This is a genomic window from Dactylosporangium sp. NPDC049525, from assembly GCF_040676755.1.
Lineage (GTDB): Bacteria > Actinomycetota > Actinomycetes > Mycobacteriales > Micromonosporaceae > Dactylosporangium.
The window spans coordinates 1-21,017 of sequence record NZ_JBFAPO010000011.1; the positions used below are offsets into that span (position 1 = coordinate 1).

Annotated in this window: 14 protein-coding genes and 1 pseudogene; 8 read left to right on the forward strand and 7 right to left on the reverse strand. The window is 71.3% G+C overall.

Annotated elements, in window-relative coordinates; translation table 11 throughout:
• The first annotated feature begins 1,733 nt into the window (after positions 1-1,733).
• From glgX (AB0K00_RS18215) to AB0K00_RS18225, 3 genes are all read left to right on the forward strand, one after another.
• A complete protein-coding gene (gene glgX / locus AB0K00_RS18215) occupies positions 1,734-3,869 on the forward strand; it encodes a glycogen debranching protein GlgX (RefSeq protein WP_363522463.1) in 2,136 nt (711 codons plus the stop codon).
• Between the two features lie 5 nt (positions 3,870-3,874).
• Positions 3,875-5,893, forward strand: a complete 2,019-nt coding sequence (gene glgX / locus AB0K00_RS18220; RefSeq protein ID WP_363522160.1) for a glycogen debranching protein GlgX — start codon at positions 3,875-3,877, stop codon at positions 5,891-5,893.
• A gap of 138 nt (positions 5,894-6,031) precedes the next feature.
• Positions 6,032-6,346, forward strand: a complete 315-nt coding sequence (locus tag AB0K00_RS18225) for a hypothetical protein (RefSeq protein WP_363522162.1) — start codon at positions 6,032-6,034, stop codon at positions 6,344-6,346.
• A 3-nt stretch (positions 6,347-6,349) separates the two neighbouring features.
• Here the strand turns inward: AB0K00_RS18225 and AB0K00_RS18230 are convergent, their stop codons facing one another.
• A complete protein-coding gene (locus AB0K00_RS18230) occupies positions 6,350-6,952 on the reverse strand; it encodes a TetR/AcrR family transcriptional regulator (protein WP_363522163.1) in 603 nt (200 codons plus the stop codon).
• A gap of 104 nt (positions 6,953-7,056) precedes the next feature.
• Here AB0K00_RS18230 and AB0K00_RS18235 point away from each other — a divergent pair, with 104 nt between their 5' ends.
• Both AB0K00_RS18235 and AB0K00_RS18240 read left to right on the forward strand, forming a co-directional pair.
• Entirely contained in the window at positions 7,057-7,197 is a 141-nt protein-coding gene (locus AB0K00_RS18235; RefSeq protein ID WP_363522165.1) for a hypothetical protein, read from the forward strand.
• A gap of 14 nt (positions 7,198-7,211) precedes the next feature.
• On the forward strand, positions 7,212-7,709 hold the full coding sequence (locus AB0K00_RS18240) for a DUF2269 domain-containing protein (RefSeq protein ID WP_363522166.1): 498 nt from the start codon (positions 7,212-7,214) through the stop codon (positions 7,707-7,709).
• A gap of 9 nt (positions 7,710-7,718) precedes the next feature.
• On the opposite strand, the pseudogene AB0K00_RS18245 reads toward AB0K00_RS18240, so the two are convergent.
• Positions 7,719-8,099: pseudogene (locus tag AB0K00_RS18245) on the reverse strand (UTRA domain-containing protein); the annotation flags it as partial.
• A 135-nt stretch (positions 8,100-8,234) separates the two neighbouring features.
• Here AB0K00_RS18245 and AB0K00_RS18250 point away from each other — a divergent pair.
• On the forward strand, positions 8,235-9,713 hold the full coding sequence (locus AB0K00_RS18250) for a S8 family serine peptidase (protein WP_363522167.1): 1,479 nt from the start codon (positions 8,235-8,237) through the stop codon (positions 9,711-9,713).
• 504 nt (positions 9,714-10,217) lie between these two features.
• Here AB0K00_RS18250 and AB0K00_RS18255 read toward each other — a convergent pair.
• Entirely contained in the window at positions 10,218-12,650 is a 2,433-nt protein-coding gene (locus AB0K00_RS18255) for a SpoIIE family protein phosphatase (protein ID WP_363522168.1), read from the reverse strand.
• A 411-nt stretch (positions 12,651-13,061) separates the two neighbouring features.
• Positions 13,062-14,054 carry a TetR/AcrR family transcriptional regulator C-terminal domain-containing protein gene (locus tag AB0K00_RS18260; protein WP_363522169.1) on the reverse strand — a complete coding sequence of 331 codons (993 nt, stop codon included), beginning with the start codon at positions 14,052-14,054 and terminating at the stop codon, positions 13,062-13,064.
• Between the two features lie 145 nt (positions 14,055-14,199).
• Here AB0K00_RS18260 and AB0K00_RS18265 point away from each other — a divergent pair, with 145 nt between their 5' ends.
• Positions 14,200-15,837, forward strand: coding sequence for a carboxylesterase family protein (locus tag AB0K00_RS18265; RefSeq protein ID WP_363522170.1), 1,638 nt, complete (start codon positions 14,200-14,202; stop codon positions 15,835-15,837).
• A gap of 186 nt (positions 15,838-16,023) precedes the next feature.
• On the opposite strand, the gene AB0K00_RS18270 is transcribed toward AB0K00_RS18265, so the two are convergent.
• Both AB0K00_RS18270 and AB0K00_RS18275 read right to left on the reverse strand, forming a co-directional pair.
• Positions 16,024-16,683 carry a response regulator transcription factor gene (locus AB0K00_RS18270; protein ID WP_363522172.1) on the reverse strand — a complete coding sequence of 220 codons (660 nt, stop codon included), beginning with the start codon at positions 16,681-16,683 and terminating at the stop codon, positions 16,024-16,026.
• Positions 16,680-17,852: a histidine kinase gene (locus AB0K00_RS18275; protein WP_363522174.1), complete on the reverse strand. Its 1,173-nt coding sequence runs from the start codon at positions 17,850-17,852 to the stop codon at positions 16,680-16,682. The genes AB0K00_RS18270 and AB0K00_RS18275 overlap by 4 nt, the downstream gene beginning before the upstream one ends.
• Positions 17,853-17,995: 143 nt before the next feature.
• Between AB0K00_RS18275 and AB0K00_RS18280 the strand changes: the two genes are divergently transcribed.
• Positions 17,996-19,780, forward strand: coding sequence for a PDR/VanB family oxidoreductase (locus tag AB0K00_RS18280; RefSeq protein WP_363522175.1), 1,785 nt, complete (start codon positions 17,996-17,998; stop codon positions 19,778-19,780).
• Between the two features lie 177 nt (positions 19,781-19,957).
• On the opposite strand, the gene AB0K00_RS18285 is transcribed toward AB0K00_RS18280, so the two are convergent.
• Positions 19,958-20,992: an aldo/keto reductase gene (locus tag AB0K00_RS18285; protein ID WP_363522176.1), complete on the reverse strand. Its 1,035-nt coding sequence runs from the start codon at positions 20,990-20,992 to the stop codon at positions 19,958-19,960.
• Positions 20,993-21,017 lie beyond the last annotated feature (25 nt).

Sequence of the window (21,017 nt, forward strand, 5' to 3'; positions counted from 1 at the left end):
AAGCACCGACAACCGTGGGGGACAGCATGACGGACGTTGCCGAGATGGTCGGCGCGGTGGAGGACGACCTCACCGGGCTCGTGGCGAGGCTGCGGACGCGGACACCGGGCCGGTGGCGGCAACTGCACCCGATCGGCTTCGGGGTCCGGGCCGCGCCGGACGCCGATCCTGTCGCGCCGCTGCCGGTCGAGGCCGGGCAACCGCCAACGACGACGCCGATCGAACCGCTCATCCCCGCCGGGATCGCACCGCAGTTCGTGGAGAGCACCGTGGCGACCGACGCCGGCGACGGGCCGCTCGTGCTCGACGCGCTCGTCGAGGCCATCGCGCGGCGGACCGGCGTGGCGGAGCTGCCCCGCGCGCCGCGGCGGTCGCTGTTCCGAGGGGCGCAGCTCCTCGTCGACCGCGGCCCCGCCATGGCGTACTTCCGGCAGGACGTCGAGGCGCTCAGTGCCGTCGTGCGCGCCGTGGTCGGCGACGCCATGGTCGACCGGGTCTCCTTCGACGGCTCGCCGCTGCTCGGCGCCGGTCACGGCCCGGTGTGGCAGTGGGGCACGGGCTACCGGCCGCCACCGCCGGGCACCCCGGTGCTCGCGTTCACCGATGCGGGCCTCGCCGCCGCCGGTGGGTCCCGGGCGCCGGCGGGCACGGCGGTGTGGGCCGCGGTCGCCGACCGGCTCGCCAGGCGGGACTCACGGCTGATCATTTTCCTGCCGTACCCGAGGCGCCGCTGGCCGGCCGGCCTCACCCGCTTCGCCACCGTCCTGGAATGGGACCGGTCAGCTTCCGCGACCGCCGGCGCCGCGGACGCGACCGGGGGCTCCGTGGTGGACGCGGCCGGGGAGTCCTTCGCGGACGCGGCCGGGGGGTCCTTTGTGGACGAGTTGCCGGAGCCGGTGCGCACCCGGTGGCGGCACACCGCGCCGGGTGCGCGGCTGCTGGCCGAGTTCGCCGCACTCGCGGTCCGGGTGCAGCCGGCGCTGCTGCGCCGCCTGCGCCGCACCGTCGCCGGGCACCTGCACGCCGGCGACGAGGCCGACCTCTGGTGGGCGCCGATCGTCAGCGGCCGCTCCAGCGACGCCGTCACCTTCGCCGCCGAGCTGACGCGGTTCCTGCAGCGCCGGCTGCGTGAGCGGTTCCGCACCGACCCGGCCGCGGTCAGCGCCGCCCGTGCGGTCGTGGTGGACCTGCACGCCGGTGAGCCGCCGGTCCTGCGCCTGGAGGAGGACCTGATCTGGGCGGTGATCACCGGCGCGGCGCCGGCGGCGATCGACGACGCCCTCGCCGGCGCCTGGCACGGCCTGGCCCGCCAGCGCCGCGACGGGCTCGCCGACTGGTGGTACGCGGCCTGGCGGCGGCTGCCCGACGAGGCGCGCAGCACCGTCACGGCGGCCCGGATGTCATTGATGAGCTCCGCGGTGCTGGGCGAGTCCGTGATCGGCGGCGAGCCGGCCGTCGTGCCCGGCCTCGCGTTGGACTCGACGGTGGCGGTGGCGTTGCGCCAGACCGGCGACGTGCTGCTCGGCGTGCTGCGGGACGGCCCGCTGCTGCGGCTCGGCGACGTCGACCGCCGCCGGGGCGCGGCGGTGCCGGTGCCGGCCACCGACCCGCTCGTGGTGGAGATAGAACACCCCGACCGGCGCCGCAGCACGCAGGTCGTCGCCGTGCCGAGCGGCGCCGTGGTCACCATGGCCGTCGGCACCGGCCGGGTGATCCTGCGAACGGCCCGCGGACTGGAATACGACCTCCCCGCGGCCTGGGACGCCGGCACCCAGCAGGTCGCGGGATCACCCGCCCCGCTGGGCGCGACCTACGACGGGGTCGGCGTCAACTTCGCCGTGTACGCAGGGACGGCGGACCGGGTCACGCTGTGCCTGTTCGACGACGACGGCGCCGAGGAGCAGGTCGAGCTGCGCGCGGCCCACAAAGGTGTCTGGCACGGCTACGTGACCGGCGCGGCACCGGGCCAGCGCTACGGCTACCGCGTCGACGGCGCCTACGAACCGGCGCAAGGGCTGCGGCACAACCCGTACAAGCTGCTGCTCGACCCGTACGCGAAGGCCATCGACGGCGACGTGACGTGGGATCCGGCCGTGTACGGCCACGACCTCGACGACCCGGACCGGATGTCCACATCGGACTCGGCGCCGTTCGTGCCGAAGTCGGTCGTGGTGAGCCCGTTCTTCGACTGGGGCAGCGACGCGCCACCCAGGGTGCCCTACACCTCGACCGTCATCTACGAGGCGCACGTTCGTGGCCTGACGATGCTGCATCCGGACGTGCCGCAGGAGCTGCGCGGCACGTACGCCGGTGTCGCCCACCCGGCGGTCGTCGAGCACCTGCGGAGCCTCGGCGTCACCACCCTGGAGCTGCTGCCGGTGCACCACTTCGTGCACGAGCAGCACCTGGTGGAGCAGGGCCTGTCCAACTACTGGGGCTACAACACGATCGGCTACTTCGCGCCGTACCACGGCTACGCCGCCGGCGCCCGTGGCCAGCAGGTGCAGGAGTTCCGGTCCATGGTCAAGGCGCTGCACGCGGCGGGCATCGAGGTCATCCTCGACGTGGTCTACACCCACACCGCCGAGGGCGACCACACCGGCCCGATGCTGAGCTTCCGCGGGCTGGACAACGGGCACTACTACAAGCTCGACGACGACGGCCGCCACACCGGCGCCACCGGCGCGGGCAACAGTCTCAACGTCCGCAACCCGCACTCGCTGCAACTGGTCATGGATTCGCTGCGGTACTGGGTCACGCAGATGCACGTCGACGGCTTCCGCTTCGACCTCGCGCCGAGCCTCGCCCGGGACTTCACCGAGTTCGAACGGGTCGCGACGTTCCTCCAGGCGGTGCACCAGGACCCGGTCCTCGGCGACGTGAAGCTCATCGCGCAGCCGCGGGACGCGGGGCCGGACGGCGACCAGTCCGGCAACTTTCCTCCGCTGTGGACGGAGTGGAACGACCGGTTCCGTGACACCGTCCGTGACTTCTGGCGCGGCGAGCCCGGCATGCTCAGCGACTTCGTGACGCGGTTCAGCGGCTCGGCGGACCTCTTTCAGGACGACGGCCGGCGCCCGTTCGCCGGGGTCAACTACGTCACCTCGCACGACGGGTTCACGCTCAACGACCTGGTGTCGTACAACGAGAAACACAACGACGCCAACGGTGAGAACAATGTGGACGGTGAGACGCGGAACCACTCCTGGAACTGCGGCGTCGAAGGCCCGACCGACGACCCGGACGTGCTCGCGCTGCGGGCCAGGCAGCGACGCAACTTCCTGACCACGCTGCTGCTGTCGCAGGGCCTGCCGATGCTCACTGCCGGCGACGAGCTGGGCCACACCCAGCAGGGCAACAACCACCCGTACTGCCAGGACAACGAGGTCAGCTGGATCAACTGGGAATCCGCCGACGAGGTGCTGCTGGGGTTCACCCGTGAGCTGATCGCGTTCCGGCAATGGCACCGCGTGTTCCGCCGCCAGCGGTTCTTCACCGGCCGTCCCTCCGCGCGGACCGGGGGCTTTCCCATCCCGGACATCGCCTGGTTCGCACCCGACGGGCGGCAGATGACCGAGGACGACTGGGACAACCCGGCCAACCGGACGCTGCTGCTCTTCGTCAACGGCGAGTCGATCACCGAACGCGGCACCCAGGGCGAGCGGCACCTGGACGACTCGTTCCTGCTGCTCGTCAACGCCCACGACGAGCCGGTGCAGTTCGTGATCCCGCCAGCGGAGTACGGCGATGCGTGGGAACTGGTGATCGCGACGGCGGCCGACTTCTTGCGAGAGGGCGTCTCCTACGGCGCGGGCGGCGCCATCACGGTGCCGGACCGTTCCCTCATCGTCCTGGACCGGACGGTGTGACCGCCGTGCAGGTCTGGCCCGGCAACCGACGCCCGCTCGGCGCCACCTACGACGGCGCCGGCACCAACTTCGCGCTGTTCACCGAGGTCGCCGAGTCCGTGGAGCTGTGCCTGTTCGACGACGAGGGCACCGAGCAGCGCATCCGGATCGTCGAGGTCGACGGGTTCGTATGGCACGTCTACCTGCCCGGCGTCGAGCCCGGCCAGCGGTACGGCTACCGCGTCCACGGCCCGTACGACCCGGCGTACGGGGTGCGGTGCGATCCGAACAAGCTCCTGCTCGACCCGTACGCGCGGGCGCTCACCGGGGACGTCAGCTGGGACCCGGCGGTCTCGGATTTCGGTGGCGAGTCGGCGCACTTCGTGCCGAATGCCCTGGTGGTGGACCCGTACTTCGACTGGGCCGGCGACGCGCCGCCGCGGGTGCCGCTCGCCGACACCGTCGTGTACGAGGCACACGTCCGCGGCCTGACCATGCTGCACCCCGACCTGCCCGACCACCTTCGCGGCACCTACGCCGCGGTCGCGCACCCGGCGATCGTCGAGCACCTCACCCGCCTCGGCGTCACCACCCTGCTGCTGCTGCCGGTCCAGCACTTCGTGCACGAGCAGCGCCTCGTCGAGGCCGGCCTGTCCAACTACTGGGGGTACAACCCGATCGGCTGGTTCGCGCCGCACAGCGGCTACGCGGCGAACAGCACCCGCGGCGGCCAGGTGCTGGAGTTCCGCAGCATGGTGCGGGCCCTGCACCGCGCCGGTATCGAGGTGCTGCTCGACGTCGGCTACGACCACACCGCCGAAGGCGACCACCTGGGCCCGACGCTGAGCCTGCGCGGCATCGACAACCGGTACTACGCCCTGGACGACGAGGACCGCAGCCGCTACGCCGGCCGGAGCGGCAACTGCCTCAACGTCCGCTTCCCGGCGACCCTCCAGCTGGTGATGGACTCGCTGCGCTACTGGGTCACCGACATGCACGTCGACGGCTTCCGGCTCAACCTGATGTCCACAATGGACGAACCGGACCGGTGGCAGCTCGACTCCTTCGTCACCGTGCTGCGCCAGGATCCGGTGCTCGGCGGCGTGAAACTCCTCGCCGACGCCTGGACCCGCGGCGCCACCGTCTACCCACCGCTGTGGCTGGAACGCAGCCTGACCTACCGGAACACGGTCCGCGACCTCTGGCGCGGCGCCCCCGTGCCGCCGGAACGGCTCATCTCGGAGCTCGCCGGCGCCGGCCACGACTTCGGCGACGACGCCCCCGTCCCCACCGCCGCGGTCAACCTGATCACCGCCCACGACGGCTTCACCCTGGCCGACCTGGTCACCTACAACGAACGCCACAACGAATTCAACGGCGAGGACAACCGCGACGGCGAACCGGACAACCGCTCGTGGAACTGCGGCGTCGAAGGCCCGACCGACGACCCTGACATCGCCGCCCTGCGCCGCCGCCAGCAACGCAACCTGCTCGCCACGCTCCTGCTGTCCCGCGGCGTCCCGCTGCTGTCACACGGCGACGAGCTGGGCCGTACCCAGCGCGGCAACAACAACGCCTACTGCCAGGACAACGAGTTCAGCTGGATCGACTGGCAGGACGCGGACGAAGCGCTGCTCGCCTTCACCCAGCGCCTGCTCCAGCTGCGCCGCGACCACCCCGCCCTGCGCCGTTCACGCTGGCTGGACGTGACCGACCTCGCCGCCGCGCCACCGGAGTTCCGCCTGTACCGCGCGGACGGCGCACCCCTGCCGCTGCCGTCCCCGTCACCGGAGCCCACGGGCGCGATCCTGCTGTGGATCGACGGCGCCCCACGCGGCCCCGAACCGGCCGACCGGGACCTGCTGATCGTCCTCAACCCGACGCGCGAGCGGGTGAAGGTGCATCTGCCCGGCCCTGAACTGGACCGCGCCTGGGATCTGGACCTCAGCACCGCCGAGTTCGCAGCCACCGGGACGGTATCGGCATCCGACGTCATCGAGGTCGACGACCACAGCGTCACAGTTCTCGTCTCGGCCGCTCTCTGACGGCTGCGACATGTCCGGTTCTCGCCGCCCGGTCGGCGGTCACCGATGGCCGGGCTGCCATCGATCAGGCCGCGGCGCCCGCGGTCAACGGCGTGAGCACCGACGTTTCGTACTGCTGCCTCGGGGAAAGGACTCAGCATGCAACCAGGCACATCAGCGGGCGACGGGGTGGCCCTGTCCATGCTTCAGGTGACCGTGGGGATGCCGGTCGTCGACTCGGCAGGAGAGCAGGTCGGCACGGTGAGCGCGGTGCAGGCGCCGGGGACCGAGGTGCGCCCGGACACCGTGGCCGGCATCACCGAGCACCTGATCGCCACCGGCTATCTGCGCATCGACGGGAGCGGGTTCCTGTCCAACGACGTGTACGCCGCCGGGAACCAGATCAGCGGGGTCAACGCCGGTGTTGTCGAGCTGCTGGTGCCGCGCGAGCACCTGTACCGCGCCGCCAGCTGAGCATCACCCCGCCGGGGCGGGGCGCAGTGCGGCGAGGGTGAGTTCGAGGAGCCGCTCGTGGGCCGCCGGCGAGGGCAGGTCCGCCGCGGCGGTCAGCGCGTGCTGGCAGAACACCGCCAGCTCCGTGGCCGGCACGTCGGCGCGGACCTCACCCGCGTCGGCCGCCGCCGCAATGACGTCGGCGAGCAGCGCGTGCAGCTGGTGCCGGGCGGCGTGCATGTGCTCCGCGCGGTGCAGTGGCACCGCGAGGTCCGGGCTGTGCCCCAGCCCCGGTCCGTGTTGCTGCCGTCCGGTCGTGAACAGCCGGGCGAACGTCTCCAGCACCAGTCGCAGCCGGGCGCCCGGCGGCCCGGGCTGTTCAGCGGCCGCGCGCAGTTGCGTCAGGTGGTCGCCGACCTGTCGCTCGTGCCAGGCGACGACGATCGCCTCGACGTCCGGGAAGTACTTGTAGAGCGTGGCCCGCCCGATCCCGACCTCCGCGGCGATCTGCGACATGCTCACCCCGGCCAGGCCGTGCGCGGCCACCAGGGCGGCCGTGGCGTCCAGGATCGCCGTGTGCACGGTGCGGCGATGCTCGTCGATCGTCGCACTCCACAACCTCGGCACCCCATCACCATACAGTCCGACGTGATCCGTCACTCTGTCTTGTAAAACGACAGTGTGTATCGCAAGCTTCGTGGAGGAAGGTCGAGCCGCGAAGGAGAGCGAGCATGAGCGAGACGCGGGGAAGCAGGGCGCCGAGGTGGGTGAAGGTGTTCGCCGTCATCGGTGCCGTCGTGGTGGTCCTGCTGGTGGCGATGCTGGTGGCCGGCCACGGACCGGGCCACCACCACGGCCTGGGCGCGAGGTGAGGATGCGCCCGCCGATGCGCCGGCTCGCCCTCGTCGCGCACGTCGGTGCGTCCGTCGGCTGGCTGGGCGCGGTGGTCGTCTCGCTCGCGCTCGGCGTGGTCGGCCTGGCCGCCGACGACCCGCAGGTGGTGCGCGCGGTGTACCTCATCCTCGAGCCGGTCGGCTGGACCACGCTCGTCCCGTTCAGCGTCGCCAGCCTGGTCACCGGACTGCTCCAGGCCCTCGGCACCCACTGGGGCCTGACCAGGCACTACTGGGTGCTGATCAAGCTGGTGATGAACCTGGTCGCCACCGGCGTGCTGCTGCTGTACATGCAGACCCTTGGATACCTGGCCGACCTGGCCCGCGGTGGCGCCGACGCCCGGAACGCCTCGCCGGTCGTGCACGCCGCCGCGGCGATCGTGCTGCTGCTCGTCGCGCTGGTGCTGTCGGTGTACAAGCCGCGCGGCACGACGGCATGGACACCCGCGCGGCCCGCCGGGGTTCAGGGTTTCCGGCCGACGCCGCCGTAGAGCGCGGCCTGCGCGGTCGTACACCGTGATCAATGCCGTCAACAGGCAGTCACGACGGCCGACCTCCAACAGCCGAGACTCTTCCGCCGTCGCCGGCCGCGCGGAGATCCGCTGCGCGGCGTGGTCGAAGTGCACGCCCTTCCACGCTGTCAGGTATTGCAACAGCCCGGCACTGAGGGGCTCCGGCGAGCCGACGCCGGTACCTGCCGCAAGGTCCACGGGCACATACGCGGCGGCCAGCTCGACCGGACCCACCCCGTCAACGACGACCAGCGACCGCCGCATTACCAACGGCGCGCCCGGCTCGACGTCCAACACCGCAGCCGCTCGCACCGGTGCTGGTACTTCCCCGGTTGCGGCAGAGGTGCAGCCCGGTGGCCGCGTGCCCAGTCGACGGACACCGACCGGTTGGTTCGTGTCCGGTGGTCGGGCACTTCCCGTTGCAGGCCGCGACCGGACGCTTCCAGCAGGTCATCGTTGATCCCGAGAGATCATTTCCAAGGACGGAGCAACGATCCTGTGAACATGCGTAGACACATCCGGGCGGTCACTACGACGGTGCTGGCACCCGCCACGATCGTCGCGCTCGGCGGCGCACCGGCCGGGGCGGCCGCGACACCGGTCGACGGCACGTCGCCGGTGGCGTCGCTGGCACACGTGCGGTCGGTCATCGGGGCGGACACCGCCGCCGCGGCGGCGCTGACCGGCAAGGGTGTCGGTGTCGCCCTGATCGACACCGGGGTGGCGTCGGTGCCGGGGCTGCCGGCGGCGCAGATCGCCAACGGTCCGGACCTGTCGTTCGAGTCGCAGGCGGCGAATCTGCGCTACCTGGACTCCTACGGTCACGGCACGCACATGGCCGGCATCATCGTCGGCAATGACACCACGTCCGGCGCCAAGGGCATCGCCCCGGGCGTCAAGCTGACCTCGTTGAAGATCAGCACCGGTACCGGCGCCTCGGACGTGTCGCAGATGATCGCCGCGCTGGACTGGGTCGTGCAGCACCGCTCCGACGACCCGGCCAACCCGATCAGGGTCGTCAACCTGTCCTACAGCACCGGCACCAGCTCCGCCGCGGGGACCGACCCGCTGCAGTTCGCGGTGGAGAAGGCGTGGCAGGCCGGCATCGTGGTGGTCGCCGCCGCCGGCAACGACGGCAACACCACCGGCATGCTGACCAACCCCGCGGTCGACGACTGGGTGATCGCCGTCGGCGCCACCGCCACCAAGGGCACCGCCAGCACCACCGACGACACACTGGCCCCGTTCACGAACCTGTCATCGACCACGGGCGGCCAGGTGGACGTGCTGGCCCCTGGCACGTCCATCGCGTCGCTGCGCGTGCCCGGCTCGAACGTCGACAACCTCAACCCCACCGCGCGGGTGGGCACCACCCTGTTCAAGGGCAGCGGCACCTCGCAGGCCACCGCCGTGGTCAGCGCCGCCGCCGCGCTGCTGCTGCAGGCCAAGCCCACCGCCACCCCGAACCAGATCAAGGACTGGCTGACCAGCGGTGGTACCCCTGTCACCAGCGGCACCGCGGCCACCCTCGGACTCAAGCAGATCAACGTCAACGGCGCCATCGCCCGCAGCGCAACCACGACCGCCGCACCCGCCTGGAAGCTGTCCAGCGGCACCGGCGGTCTGCAGGGGTCCCGCGGCGCCAGCAGCCTCACCCTCGACGGCGTGAAACTCAGCGGCGAACGCACCATCTGGGGCAGCTTTTCCACCTCCCAGTGGGCGAAGTCCACCACCCCGGCGTGGAACGGCGGACTGTGGATGGGCTACCGGCTCGCCGGCGACGGCTGGACCGGCACCTCCTGGGCCGCCACGACCTGGGGCTCAGCGACCTGGACCGCCGCACCGTGGGCCGGCAGCGCCGCCACCGGGTGGAGCGACCCGGCCTGGACCGGCCGCACCTGGTCCGGGCGCACCTGGTCGGCCGGAACGTGGTCCGGTCGCACCTGGTCCAGCGACAACTGGGCCAACGCCACCTGGGCCTGACCCACACCGACACGGGGCGGAGGCGCACATCGCGTCTCCGCCCCACCGTCATGGGCAGCGATCGCAGAGCGATACCGTACGGCCGCTGCCGGCACCGACGTTGACGTGACTCCGATTGGGTGCGGCGCCGACGTGGAACGTCGGGTCCGCGCAGGCCGCTAGCGGCTGCCGGACGTGCCGGGTGTCGGCGGCATGTCGATCGTCTGGCGGGTGCACGGCAAGGCCGCTTGGCGGGACGTCGCGGTGAAACTACTGTCCGGCCGGTGGTCACCGGCCCTGTCGAGGGCCGTTCATGTCGTCGTGGTGAGCCGATATCCGGCCTGGCTGCCGACGCGTGCGGCGGCCTGCAGCGCACCGCTGCCGGCCGCGTCGAACTGGATCACGGCAGTGAGATCGACGTGGATGGAGCCGGGATAACGCCGTAACGCTTCGGCCAGGGCTCGGTGCAGCGTCCCGAGGTTGTGCCGCCCTGCGCACCCTGAGCCGGAGGGCCGCACGTGCTCGTCAGGCTGATGCGTTCGGCGGTTGCGCGGGCAGCCGGAACCAGACGCGTTTGCCGCCGGCGGGCAGGGCCTGGGTGCCCCAGGCGGTGGCGAGTTGTTCGACGATACCGAGTCCTCGCCCGGATTCGCTGTCCGGTGCCGGGTTGTGCCGGGCGGGAGCGCGGTTGCTGCTGTCGATGACGGCGATCTCGAGGTGGTCGGTGAGGTTCAGTTCGACGGTGACGTCGCCGGCGGTGTGCTGGATGGCGTTGGTGATGAGTTCGTCGAGGAGCAGCAGCGCGTCGTCCAGTGCGTGGTGCTGATGCCACGCGGTGAGCATGTCGGCAGCCAACCGGCGTGCGGCGGAGGCGTTGATCGTGTCCCCGCGGAACCGGCGCTGGACCCGCGCCGGGTCCGGCGGCGTGCGGTCGGCGGTGAGGCACAGCAGGGCGACGTCGTCGGTGCGGGGCCGAGGTCCGACGTCGCTGCTGAGCAGGTGGTCGAGGATGCCGGCGGGGTCGTTGGTCGGCGCGCTGCGGACCGCGACGCAGAGTTCGTGCAGGCCCCGGTCGATGGGGTGGCGGCGGTCTTCGACGAGGCCGTCGGTGTACAGCAGCAGGCTGGCGTCGGCGGGCAGCAGGAAGGTGGTGTCGCGGTACATGGCGTTCGGCTCGACGCCCAGCGGTGGTCCGGGGCACAGGTCGAGCGTCTTGGCGCCGCCGCCGGTCCGGAGCACCGGCGGCGGATGACCGGCGAGGGTGGCGGTGACGGTGCCCTCGTCGAGGTGGATCTCCAGGTAGCAGCAGGTGGCGATCGCTTCCAGCCCCATGTCGTGCATGAGCCGGTTGGCGTGGTGCATGATCATGGCCGGGTTGTGCCGTTCGGTGGCGTACGCGCGCAGAGCGGTGCGGACCTGACCCATCGCCGCGGCCGCGGCGGCGTTGTGGCCGCCGACGTCGCCGATGACCACGCCGATGACGGCGTCGTCGAGGGCGATGACGTCGTACCAGTCACCGCCGACATCGACGCCCTGCGTCCAGGGCAGGTACCGGGCCGCGTGCCGCAGCCCCGGCAGCGGGGGCAGTGTCGCGGGCAGCAGGGCACGCTGCAGCGTGGCGGCGGTGGACGTCCGGGTTTCGTACAGCATCGCCCGCTGCAGGGCCTGCGCGCTCAGCCCGGCCAGGGTGCTCAGCATGGCGCGGTCCGCCTCGTCGAAGGCGCGGGGCTGGTGGTAGCCGACGACGAGGGTGCCGAGGACCTCCCCGGCGACGGCAAGGGGCAGCAGCGCCCACGCCTGCCGGTCTCCCGCCCCGACCGCGGTGCGCGGATCGGGCTGCAGGGCGTGGAACTCCTCGGCTGATGTGACGAACCGTGCGAGGCCGGTCCGGGCCACCTGCGTCGCCGGGTATGGATGCTCGAGCGGAAGATTGCGCAGCTGGGCGACGACGTCGGGCTCGTAGCCGTCGTGGTGGTACAGGCGCAGCCGCTCGCCGTCGCGCAGCAGCAGCGCCAACGCCTGCCCGCCGGCGGACGGGCGCAGCACCGAGCTGATGGCCGTGTAGATGTCGGTGATCGTGCTGGCCGCCACCAGTGCGGTCGTGACGGACTGCAGCGCCGCCGCACGGGTGGCCGCGTCCTCGGCGCGGGCGGCGGCTCGCTGTGCGCTGTCGCTGCTGGCGGCGAGCTGCTGCCGCTGCTCGACCTGTTCGGTGATCTCCCGGAAGGAGACCGCGACGAAACCCGCCTCGGCACGGCCGATCTTGATCTCCCAGACCTGGCCGACATCCGGGTAGGTCAAGTGCTGCCGCCACGGCTCGCCCGATTCGGCGACAGTGCGGTAGCTGGCGAACAGGCCGCTGGCCCAGCTGTCCGGGGAGATGTCACTGAGTCGGTGGCCGATGACGTCTTCCGGGGAGTGGCCGGCGAGTTTCGCGCCGATCTGGTTGACGTACTCGCAGACGAAGTCGACGATCTCACCGGCCGAGTCACGGACGGGGCGCAGCAGGGTGAACCCGTCGAAGGCGGCGTCGAGCACGTCGTACAGCCGATGCCCGGCGACGGACCGCGGCGACACGGTGACCTCGCGCAGGTCGACGAACCGGACCGCGAACCCGTCGAAGTAGGGTGCGATCGACAGCTCGAAGTGCCCGGACAGCGATGCCCGGTCGTAGTAGACGGTGCGGGTGACCGGCTGCTGGGACTCCACCACCGTGCAGTACAGCGGCAGCGTGCCGTCATGGACGGTTTCCGGCCACAGCCGGCGGTAGCGGCCACCGATGAGCTCTGCACGGGACCGGTTGACGATCCGGCAGCCGGCGTCATTGATGTAGAGCAGCTCGAAGTCGACGATCCGCCCGTCCTGCCGGACCGACCGGGCCAGGACCCACCCCTGCGGGTCGGTGTCCAGCACGGCCAGCAGCGGCGCCGGCGGCAGCTCCGTGACGCGGTCGATCATCAGCCACCCCTCCCGGGCCTCGGACGCGGCTCCCATCATCGCGCGTCCGCCGGTAAACCGACATTCGGACCCGCGCCGCGTACCGCTCGTACTTCGTCCACGACCTTGCCGCCGTGCGGCGGCCGCGGTGACCACCCGACTGCCTGGTACACGTCAGTGGTGCGGCCATGAACGGTGACGCAGCCGGGACGTGCCTGGTTCTGCCGCTCGCGCTCCCGCTCGCCCCATCCGGACAGTGTGGACTCGCCCCACCGGACGATGGGTCCGGGGTCGGCGCCACGTTGCTCAGTGGCCATTCGGCGATCAGCCAGCATTGTGCGCTGCCCGCTACAGCCTGCATCGAAGCACGCAGAGCGATCGTCCTGTCCCGTCGCTGACACCGCCCCGGGGCCAGCCCGGCGTTGACCCCGATCAGGTCGGCGTGTCCGTCGGTCGCGGGCCTGGGCCGCGTTCGGCGAGCAGGACTCCGATGCTGTCGAGCATTCGCTGCAGGCCGAACTCGAACAGGGACTCCACGTTGAGGTCCACGTCATCGCGGGCCGAGACCGCCGCGAGCAGCGGGAACCTGCCGGAGCGCAGCGCCGCAGCGAGGGCCTCGCGTTGGGTGTACATCCACTCGTCTTCGGTCAGGCCAGTGTCCTGCTCAGCCTCGGCCTCCCGCTCGAGGTTGACGGCCGCGCCCCGGACGAAGCTGGCGACGGTGGCGGCGACGTGGACCAACACCGTCGCGTCGAGCTGCTGACCGGCGACGGCCCGCATCGTCCACTCTGTATGCGCGATCGCGTTCGGTGCGAGCAGCGGCCGAGTCAGAGAGACGACCTGGGCGAGCCACGGATGCCGGCGGTACAGCGTCCACTGTAGACGGCACAGCAGCTCCAGCCGGGCCCGCCAGCCTGTCGGCGCTCGGGCCGGCAGCGGATATTCGGCGAAGGCTGCGTCGGCCATCAGCACGACGAGATGGTCTCTGCCGCGCACGTACCGGTACAGCTCCATCGTGGCGACGTCGAGGTCTGTCGCGATGCGGCGCATGGTGGCGGCCGCCAACCCTTCGGCATCGGCGATCGTGGTCGCGGTGCGCACGATGCGCTGCAGGAACGCGTCCGCGTCGCTGCGGCCGGCGACTCGGTGTGCCGGGGCCGGCCGCGCGGATCGCCGCGACGACCGCCGGCTGTTGGGCAGCGCCCGGACGATTGTGCCCACGCCCGGCACGACCTCGGCGAGCCCGTCTTGCCGGAGCGTCGTCAGCACCCGGCTTGCGGTCGCCATCGCGACGCCCCACTCGCGGACGATCTGCCGGGTCGAGGGCAGTCGCTCGCCGGCGGCGAGCTCGCCGGTTGCGATGCGGGTCCGCAGCTCCGCCACGATCCGCGCTGACGGTGTTCTCGCGTCGTCGTCCACGGCCATCCTTCCCGAGTGTACTGCTGCGCCAGGCTATTGCACCGGGACGAACGCTCGGGTGCACTAGTACGCGACTGGGCCGGCCCGACGTACTCCCCCCACGCTCGTGAACATGCACAGCAACGGCGTTCACGACGAGAAGGAGCAACGCATGCAGCGGATCGGATTCGGCGCCTGGATCGCCTCGGCGGTCGCGCTGCTGACGATGGCACCGGCTGCCGCTGCGGCCGGTGGCACGGCGGAAGGCAAGGGCGTGGGTGGGCAGCGGGATCCAGCGGTCGTCCGCACCGACCGCGGGCTCGTGCGCGGCACCGTCGCGGTGGACCACCGCACGTTCCGGGCGATCCCCTACGCGGCACCACCCGTCGGCGCCCTGCGCTGGCGGTCGCCGCGGCCGGCCGAGCGGTGGACGGGCGTCCATGACGCGACCCGCGCCCGTCCCGGCTGCACCCAACTGGACGGCCTGCCGATGGACACGGCGAGCAACGAGGAGGACTGCCTGCACCTCACCGTCACCACACCCCGCCGATCGGCTCGTGACCGGCTGCCGGTGATCGTGTGGTTCCACGGTGGACACTTCCTCCTCGGCCAGGGCGACGCGTACGGCGGACGAACGCTCGCAGTGGAGGGCGACGTCATCGTGGTGACGCCCAACTATCGCCTCGGCCCGCTCGGGTTCCTTGCTCACCCGGCGATCGAGGAGACACCCGGCGCGTCCGGCAACTTCGGCATCGAGGACCAGCAGGCGGCGCTGCGGTGGGTCCGGGACAACGCGGCCGCGTTCGGTGGCGATCCGGGCAATGTCACCATCGCGGGGCAGTCGGCGGGTGCCACGAGCGTCTGCGCGCACCTGGCCGCTCCCGGCTCGGGCGGGCTGTTCCACCGGGCGATCGTGCAGAGCAACGCGTGCACGACGCCGCTGCGTACCCGCGAGGAGGCGCTCGCCAGTGGCGCGGCGTTCGTCGGCGCCACCGGGTGCGACCTGCACCCGCAGGGTGTGACAGCCTGCCTTCGCGGCAGGAGCGCGAAGGACCTGGTCACCGCCGCCGGCTACCCGGGCATGTCGGACTGGGAGGCGGCACCGACCGCCGGCGGGCCGGTGCTGCCGATCGATCCGGCCGAAGCGGTCGCCACCGGCCGGATCCACCGGGTGCCGGTCCTGGTGGGGAGCACGCGCGACGAGTACCGCGGCCAGATCTGGGGCATGGAGCGCTCCGACATGCTCTGCGCACACGAACAGCCCAAACCGTGCGGGCTCAGTTGGGCGCAGTTCGAGGCGCAGGTCACGGCGGTGTTCGGGGGCAGCGCCCCGGCGGTGCTGGCCCGCTACCCGCGGGCAGCCTATGGCACCGCCAGCGAGGCGCTCGGTGCCGTGATGACCGACGCCGAGTACGCCCGGCCGGTCCACGACACCGCACTCGCGCTGTCCCGGCTGGTGCCGACGTACGCGTACGAGTTCGCCGACCGGGACGCGCCGTACTTCATCGGTGAGGAGCCCACGACGTTCCCGATGGGCGCATATCACCTGGCCGAGTTGCCGTACCTGTTCGCCGTCACCTACGCACAACCGCTCAACTCCCGGCAGGAACTGCTATCCGACGCCGTCGTCGGGTACTGGAGCCGCTTCGCACACGCCGGCGACCCGAACCGGCGCGGCCTGCCGGCGTGGCACCGGTTCACCACCGACGACCGGTATGTGCAGGGTCTTGCACCCGGCCGGGACGGCATCAAGCGAACCGATGTCGAAACGACCCACCAGCTGGCGTTCTGGCGGTCGCTGGTGCGCTGAGGCCAGCGGGAGCTGCACCGCGTGCTGGCAGTGTTCGTCGGGCGCTACAATGCCGCCGTCCGCACCGGAGTCTCGATCCCGGCGTTCCCGCGCCTGCCCAGGTTGCCGCCGTGGCGGCGTTGCCGAGCGCCGGGAGGGGTTGAACGCGTCGATGGCCTGGGTGGGCTGATCGACACCGTACGGGAATCAGTCGAGCAGACCGGCCTGGTGAGCGAGGATCGCCGCCTGTACCCGGTTGTTGAGGTCAAGCTTCGCGAGGATCCGGCTGACGTGGGTCTTCGCGGTCGCCTCACTCATGAAGAGCGTGGTCGCGATCTCGGCGTTCGACAGGCCGCCGCCGACGGCGAGGAGTACCTCCTGTTCCTTGTCCGTGAGCACGGCCAGCCGCTTCACGGCGTCGCTGCGCCGGTCTGATCTCGGCTCGACGAACGTCCGGAGCAGCCGGCGGGTGACCCGTGGGGAGATCATCGCGTCGCCGCGCGCCGCGCTGCGTACGGCGGCGACCATGTCGCCGGCCGACGCGTCTTTCAGCAGGAAGCCCACGGCGCCGTTGCGCAGCGCCGTGTGCACGTACTCGTCGAGGTCGAACGTGGTCAGCACGACGACGTACGGCCGCGGGTCGAGCCGTCCCAGCCGCTCGGTCGCCGTCAGCCCGTCGCCCCGCGGCATTCGGATGTCCATCAGGACGACGTCGGGACGCAGTGTGCGTGCGAGGCTGACGGCCTCGACGCCGTCGGACGCCTCGCCGGTGACCGTGATGTCGGGTGCCGCCTCCAGGATGGCGCGCAGCATCGAACGCACCATCCACTCGTCGTCGGCGATCAGCGTTCTGATGGGGGAGGTCACGACGCGTCGTCGCAGTGGATCGGTACCTCGGCGACCACCTCGAAGCCGCCGTCGGCGGTCGGGCCTGCGGTGAGCTCGCCACCAACCAGCCGGACCCGCTCGGCCAGGCCGAGCAGCCCGTGGCCGCCAGTCGGCAGCGGGGCATCGGTGACGGGCCGTCCCCGGGTGTTGCGCACCGACAGCCGCAGCAGGTGCGGAGTCTGCTCGACGCGTACCTGGGTGCGCGCTTCCGGCGCGTGTTTGCGCACGTTCGTCAGTGCCTCCAGGACGAATCGGTAGGCGGCGTGTTCGACGAGGAGCGGGGGCCGCGGTGCCGCTGGGTCCGTCACGTCAACGGTGACAGGGATGCCGATCCGCCGCGACTCCTCGATGAGGACGGGCAGATCGGCAAGCCCTGGCTGAGGGGTGAGCGGGGCGTCGCCGTCGTTGCGTAGGACCCCCACTAGCGAGCGGAGTTCCGAGAGTGCCTCGCGCCCCGTCGTTCTGATCTGTCTCCCGATGACGACCGGGTCTACACCCGTGGCCGCTTCCAGGGCCGTGGCCTGCAGGACCATCAGGGAGACCCGGTGGGTGACCACGTCGTGCATGTCTCGGGCGATCTGGGCCCGTTCCTCGCTGCGGGCACCGGCGAGGCGCTGCTGCTGATCGCGTTCGACGTGTTGCGCCCACTGCTGGACGCGCTCGACCAGTTCGTGCCGCGTGCCCACGTACATGCCGAGAAGCGCCGGTGCGACGCACGCCGCCATGACGATCGGTATTGCGCCGTCGGCGCCGGCGAACCGCCAGATCGGGACACCCACGAACACGGCCGACGCCAGCGTGCCGGCGGCGACCCTGGGCCACGCGGTGGCGCGCTCCGCCAGCGTGTACAGCGCCACCCCGACGGCCAGGTGCGCCGAGACGAGACCGTTCGCCAGCAGTGATCCGACCAGCAGCAGCACCGGAATCCGCCGCCGCCACCGGGTCAGCAACCCGAGAACCACGGCGATCGGGACGCCGAGCCACAGCGGCGGGAAGGGGTCGTCGAGCCCGGCGAACGTAGGCCCGAAGAAGTCGTTGGTACCGAACTCGCCGGTCGCCGTGAGCACGACGACGACAAGCGCCATTGCCGTGTCCGTGACGGGGCGGCGGTACCGGTGCGTCGCCTGGTGCAAGTCGTGCGTAATCATTGTTCTCCCAGGCTAAGCAGGCAGAGCGATACGCGCGTCAGCAGAAAGTTGTACACGGCACCGGCGAATGATGGCGGATCTGATGATCGGCTCTCCCGGATCGGCCGACGCCAGGCGGGGCACCGCTGGCGACGCTGGTCGGCATGGTTATCCGAAAATGGCTCGGTCCCAGAAATCTGCAGCTCGTCTTCGGCGCCTTCGCGCTTGTCGCGGGGGTGCTGATCGCCTTGCGGCAGGACGCCTCCCATCTCCTGTTCCAGGCGGCCGGGACGGTGGGATACGCCTGTGCGGTCGTCCTGTCGTTCGGGAGCTGGCTCGCGCTCGATCGCGCGGCGACCGCCGCGCGTACCCGACGAATCCTGATCGTCTTCCACCTGATGTTCATCCCGGCGCAGTTCCTGTTCCTGCTCGCCCACCAGGTGCCGTGGCTGGGAATGCTGCTGTCGACCATGATCGCGGTGGGGCTGAAGCCACGGTTCCCGCGCCTGGGCCGGACGTCGCGCAAGGTATGGCTGACGCTGCACGTCGGCATCAGCGTCGGCTGGCTGGGCGTGTCCCTCGCGATGCTCGCGCTGTCGATCGTGGGAATGACCACGGATCGACCCGACGTCCGGCAGGGCGCGTACGTGCTCATGAACACGTTCGACGTCGCTCTGGCGATTCCGAGCGTCTTCATGGCGCTTATCACCGGAGCGGTGGTATCTCTCGGCACGCCCTGGGGGCTCGTCAAGCACCGCTGGGTATTGGCCAAGCTGATCATCGCGCTCAGCCTCCCGCTCCTCGCCGTGCTTGAGGGTCCCTGGATCGAGGATCTGGTGACGCGGACCGAAGACCCCGCCGCCGAGCCCGGTGAAACCGGGATCCTGCTGATCGGCGCCATGGCCCTGTTTTTCACGCTGCTGTGGACCGCGACAATCCTGTCCGTTTTCAAACCCGGCGGCCGGACCCGCTGGGGACGCCGGGAGATCAAGCAGGACGGGCGCTCCGGGACCGCGGTGACGGTGGCCGCCGCCGAGCGCGTCGCCGACCGCACCGTCGTGCTGGATCTGGTGGCTGCCGACGGTGCCCGCCTGCCGTCCTGGAAGCCGGGCGCGCACGTCGACGTGGTGCTGCCGTCCGGACGTGTGCGGCAGTACTCCCTGTGCGGTGACCCGGCGGAGCCGGGCCGCTACCGCATCGCGGTCCTGTACGAACCGGACGGGCGTGGGGGATCGACCGAGCTCCATCGACTCGCGCTGGGCACGACCGTCGGGATCCGCGGGCCCCGCAACAACTTCCCTGTGGTGGCCGGCGCACCGTCGTATCTCTTCATCGCCGGCGGCATCGGGATCACGCCGTTCATACCGATGATCGAGCAGCTGACCGCCGATGGCGGGCACTGGCACCTGGTGTACCGCGGTCGGGCCACGGCCTCGATGGCGTTCGCCGGGCAGCTGTCCCGGTCGCACCCACAACGGGTGACGATCTCGCCGGCCGACCGGTGGCCCCGGCCCGACCTGCAGGCGATCCTCCGGGCCGCGCCGCCGGGAACCGCCGTCTACTGCTGCGGCCCGGAGGCGATGATCAGCGCAGTTGAGGCGTTGATGCCGACCGCCTGCCCGCAAGGGACTCTGCACCTGGAGCGGTTCGCACCGAGTGCCCGCACCAGCGAACTTCCCGACGCGCCGTTCGAGGCCGAACTGCGCAGGTCCGGACGGACGGTTCAGGTGCCGGCCGACCGGAGCCTGCTGTCGGTGCTGCAGGACGTCGATCCGAGCCTGGACTTCTCCTGCGAAGACGGGGTATGCGGAAGCTGCGAGGCCCGCGTGCTCGCCGGCGTTCCGGACCATCGGGACGACGTGCTGCAGCCCGCCGAGCGGGGCCGTCAGGACGTCATCTACCCGTGCGTCTCACGTGTCCGCGGTTCCCGCATCGTCCTCGACCTCTGACATGCGACCCCACCTCAGGAGAAGCCCCTCACCGAGATGGCGTCCATCCTCGCGACGCATTCACGCCTGGGGGGATTCGCCAGAGCGGGCGGCTCCGTGCAGATCGTCGACGCATTCGATGACATTGGTCGGATCGAGCTGAACCGTTGCGGACGTTGGCTCTGGTGCCGCGGCGGTTCAGGTGGCGGAGCGCTCGCCGAGCGGGCGGCGGCGCAGGTGGGGCAGTTGCAGCGCCGGCGGCACGTACGCCTGGTCGAGCGCGCCGACGTCGGTGCCGGGCGGGACGATCGCGTCGATCTGGTCGAGGATCTCGTCGGTCAGGGTCACGTCGAGGGCGGCGAGCAGGTCGTCGAGCTGCTCCATGGTGCGGGCGCCGAGCAGGGCGCTGGTCACGCCCGGGTGCGCGATCGCGAACGCCATGGCGAGGTGCGTCAGTGGCAGGCCGGCCTTGTCCGCGAGGGGGATGAGCTGCTCGACGGCGTCGAGGCGGCGCTCGTCGCTGATGTGCTTGAAGAACGTGGCGCGGCGCAGGTCGGTCTGCCCGCCCTTGCGGATGCGGCCGGTGAGCGTCCCCTGCGCGAGCGGCCCCCACACGAGGGCGCCCATGCCGTAGCGCTGCGCGATCGGCAGCACCTCGCGCTCGATGCCGCGGTTGAGGATCGAGTACGGCGGCTGCTCGGTGCGGAACCGTTCCAGCCCGCGCCGTTCGGCGACCCACTGCGCCTCGACGATCTCGGACGCCGGGGTCGTGGACGAGCCGATCGCGCGGACCTTCCCGCTGCGCACCAGGTCGGTGAGCGCGGAGAGGGTCTCCTCGATGTCGGTGCCCGGGTCGAGGCGGTGGATCTGGTACAGGTCGATGTAGTCGGTCTGCAGGCGGCGCAGCGAACCCTCGACCGCCGCCATGACCCAGCGCCGTGAGGTGCCCTGCTGGTTGGGGTCGTCGCTCATCGGCCGGCTGAACTTGGTGGCGACGACGACGCTGTCCCGGCGGCCCTTGAGCGCCGCGCCGACGATCTGCTCGGACTCGCCGTAGGAGTACACGTCGGCGGTGTCGATGAAGTTGATGCCGGCGTCGAGCGCCTTGTGGATGATGCGGATCGAGTCGTCGTGGTCGGCGTTGCCGACGCCGGCGGCCTTGCCGAACATCATCGCGCCGAGCGCGTAGGGGCTGACCTTGATGCCCGTGCGGCCGAGTGTGCGGTACTGCATGCCTGTCTCCCAAAGGTTGCCGATG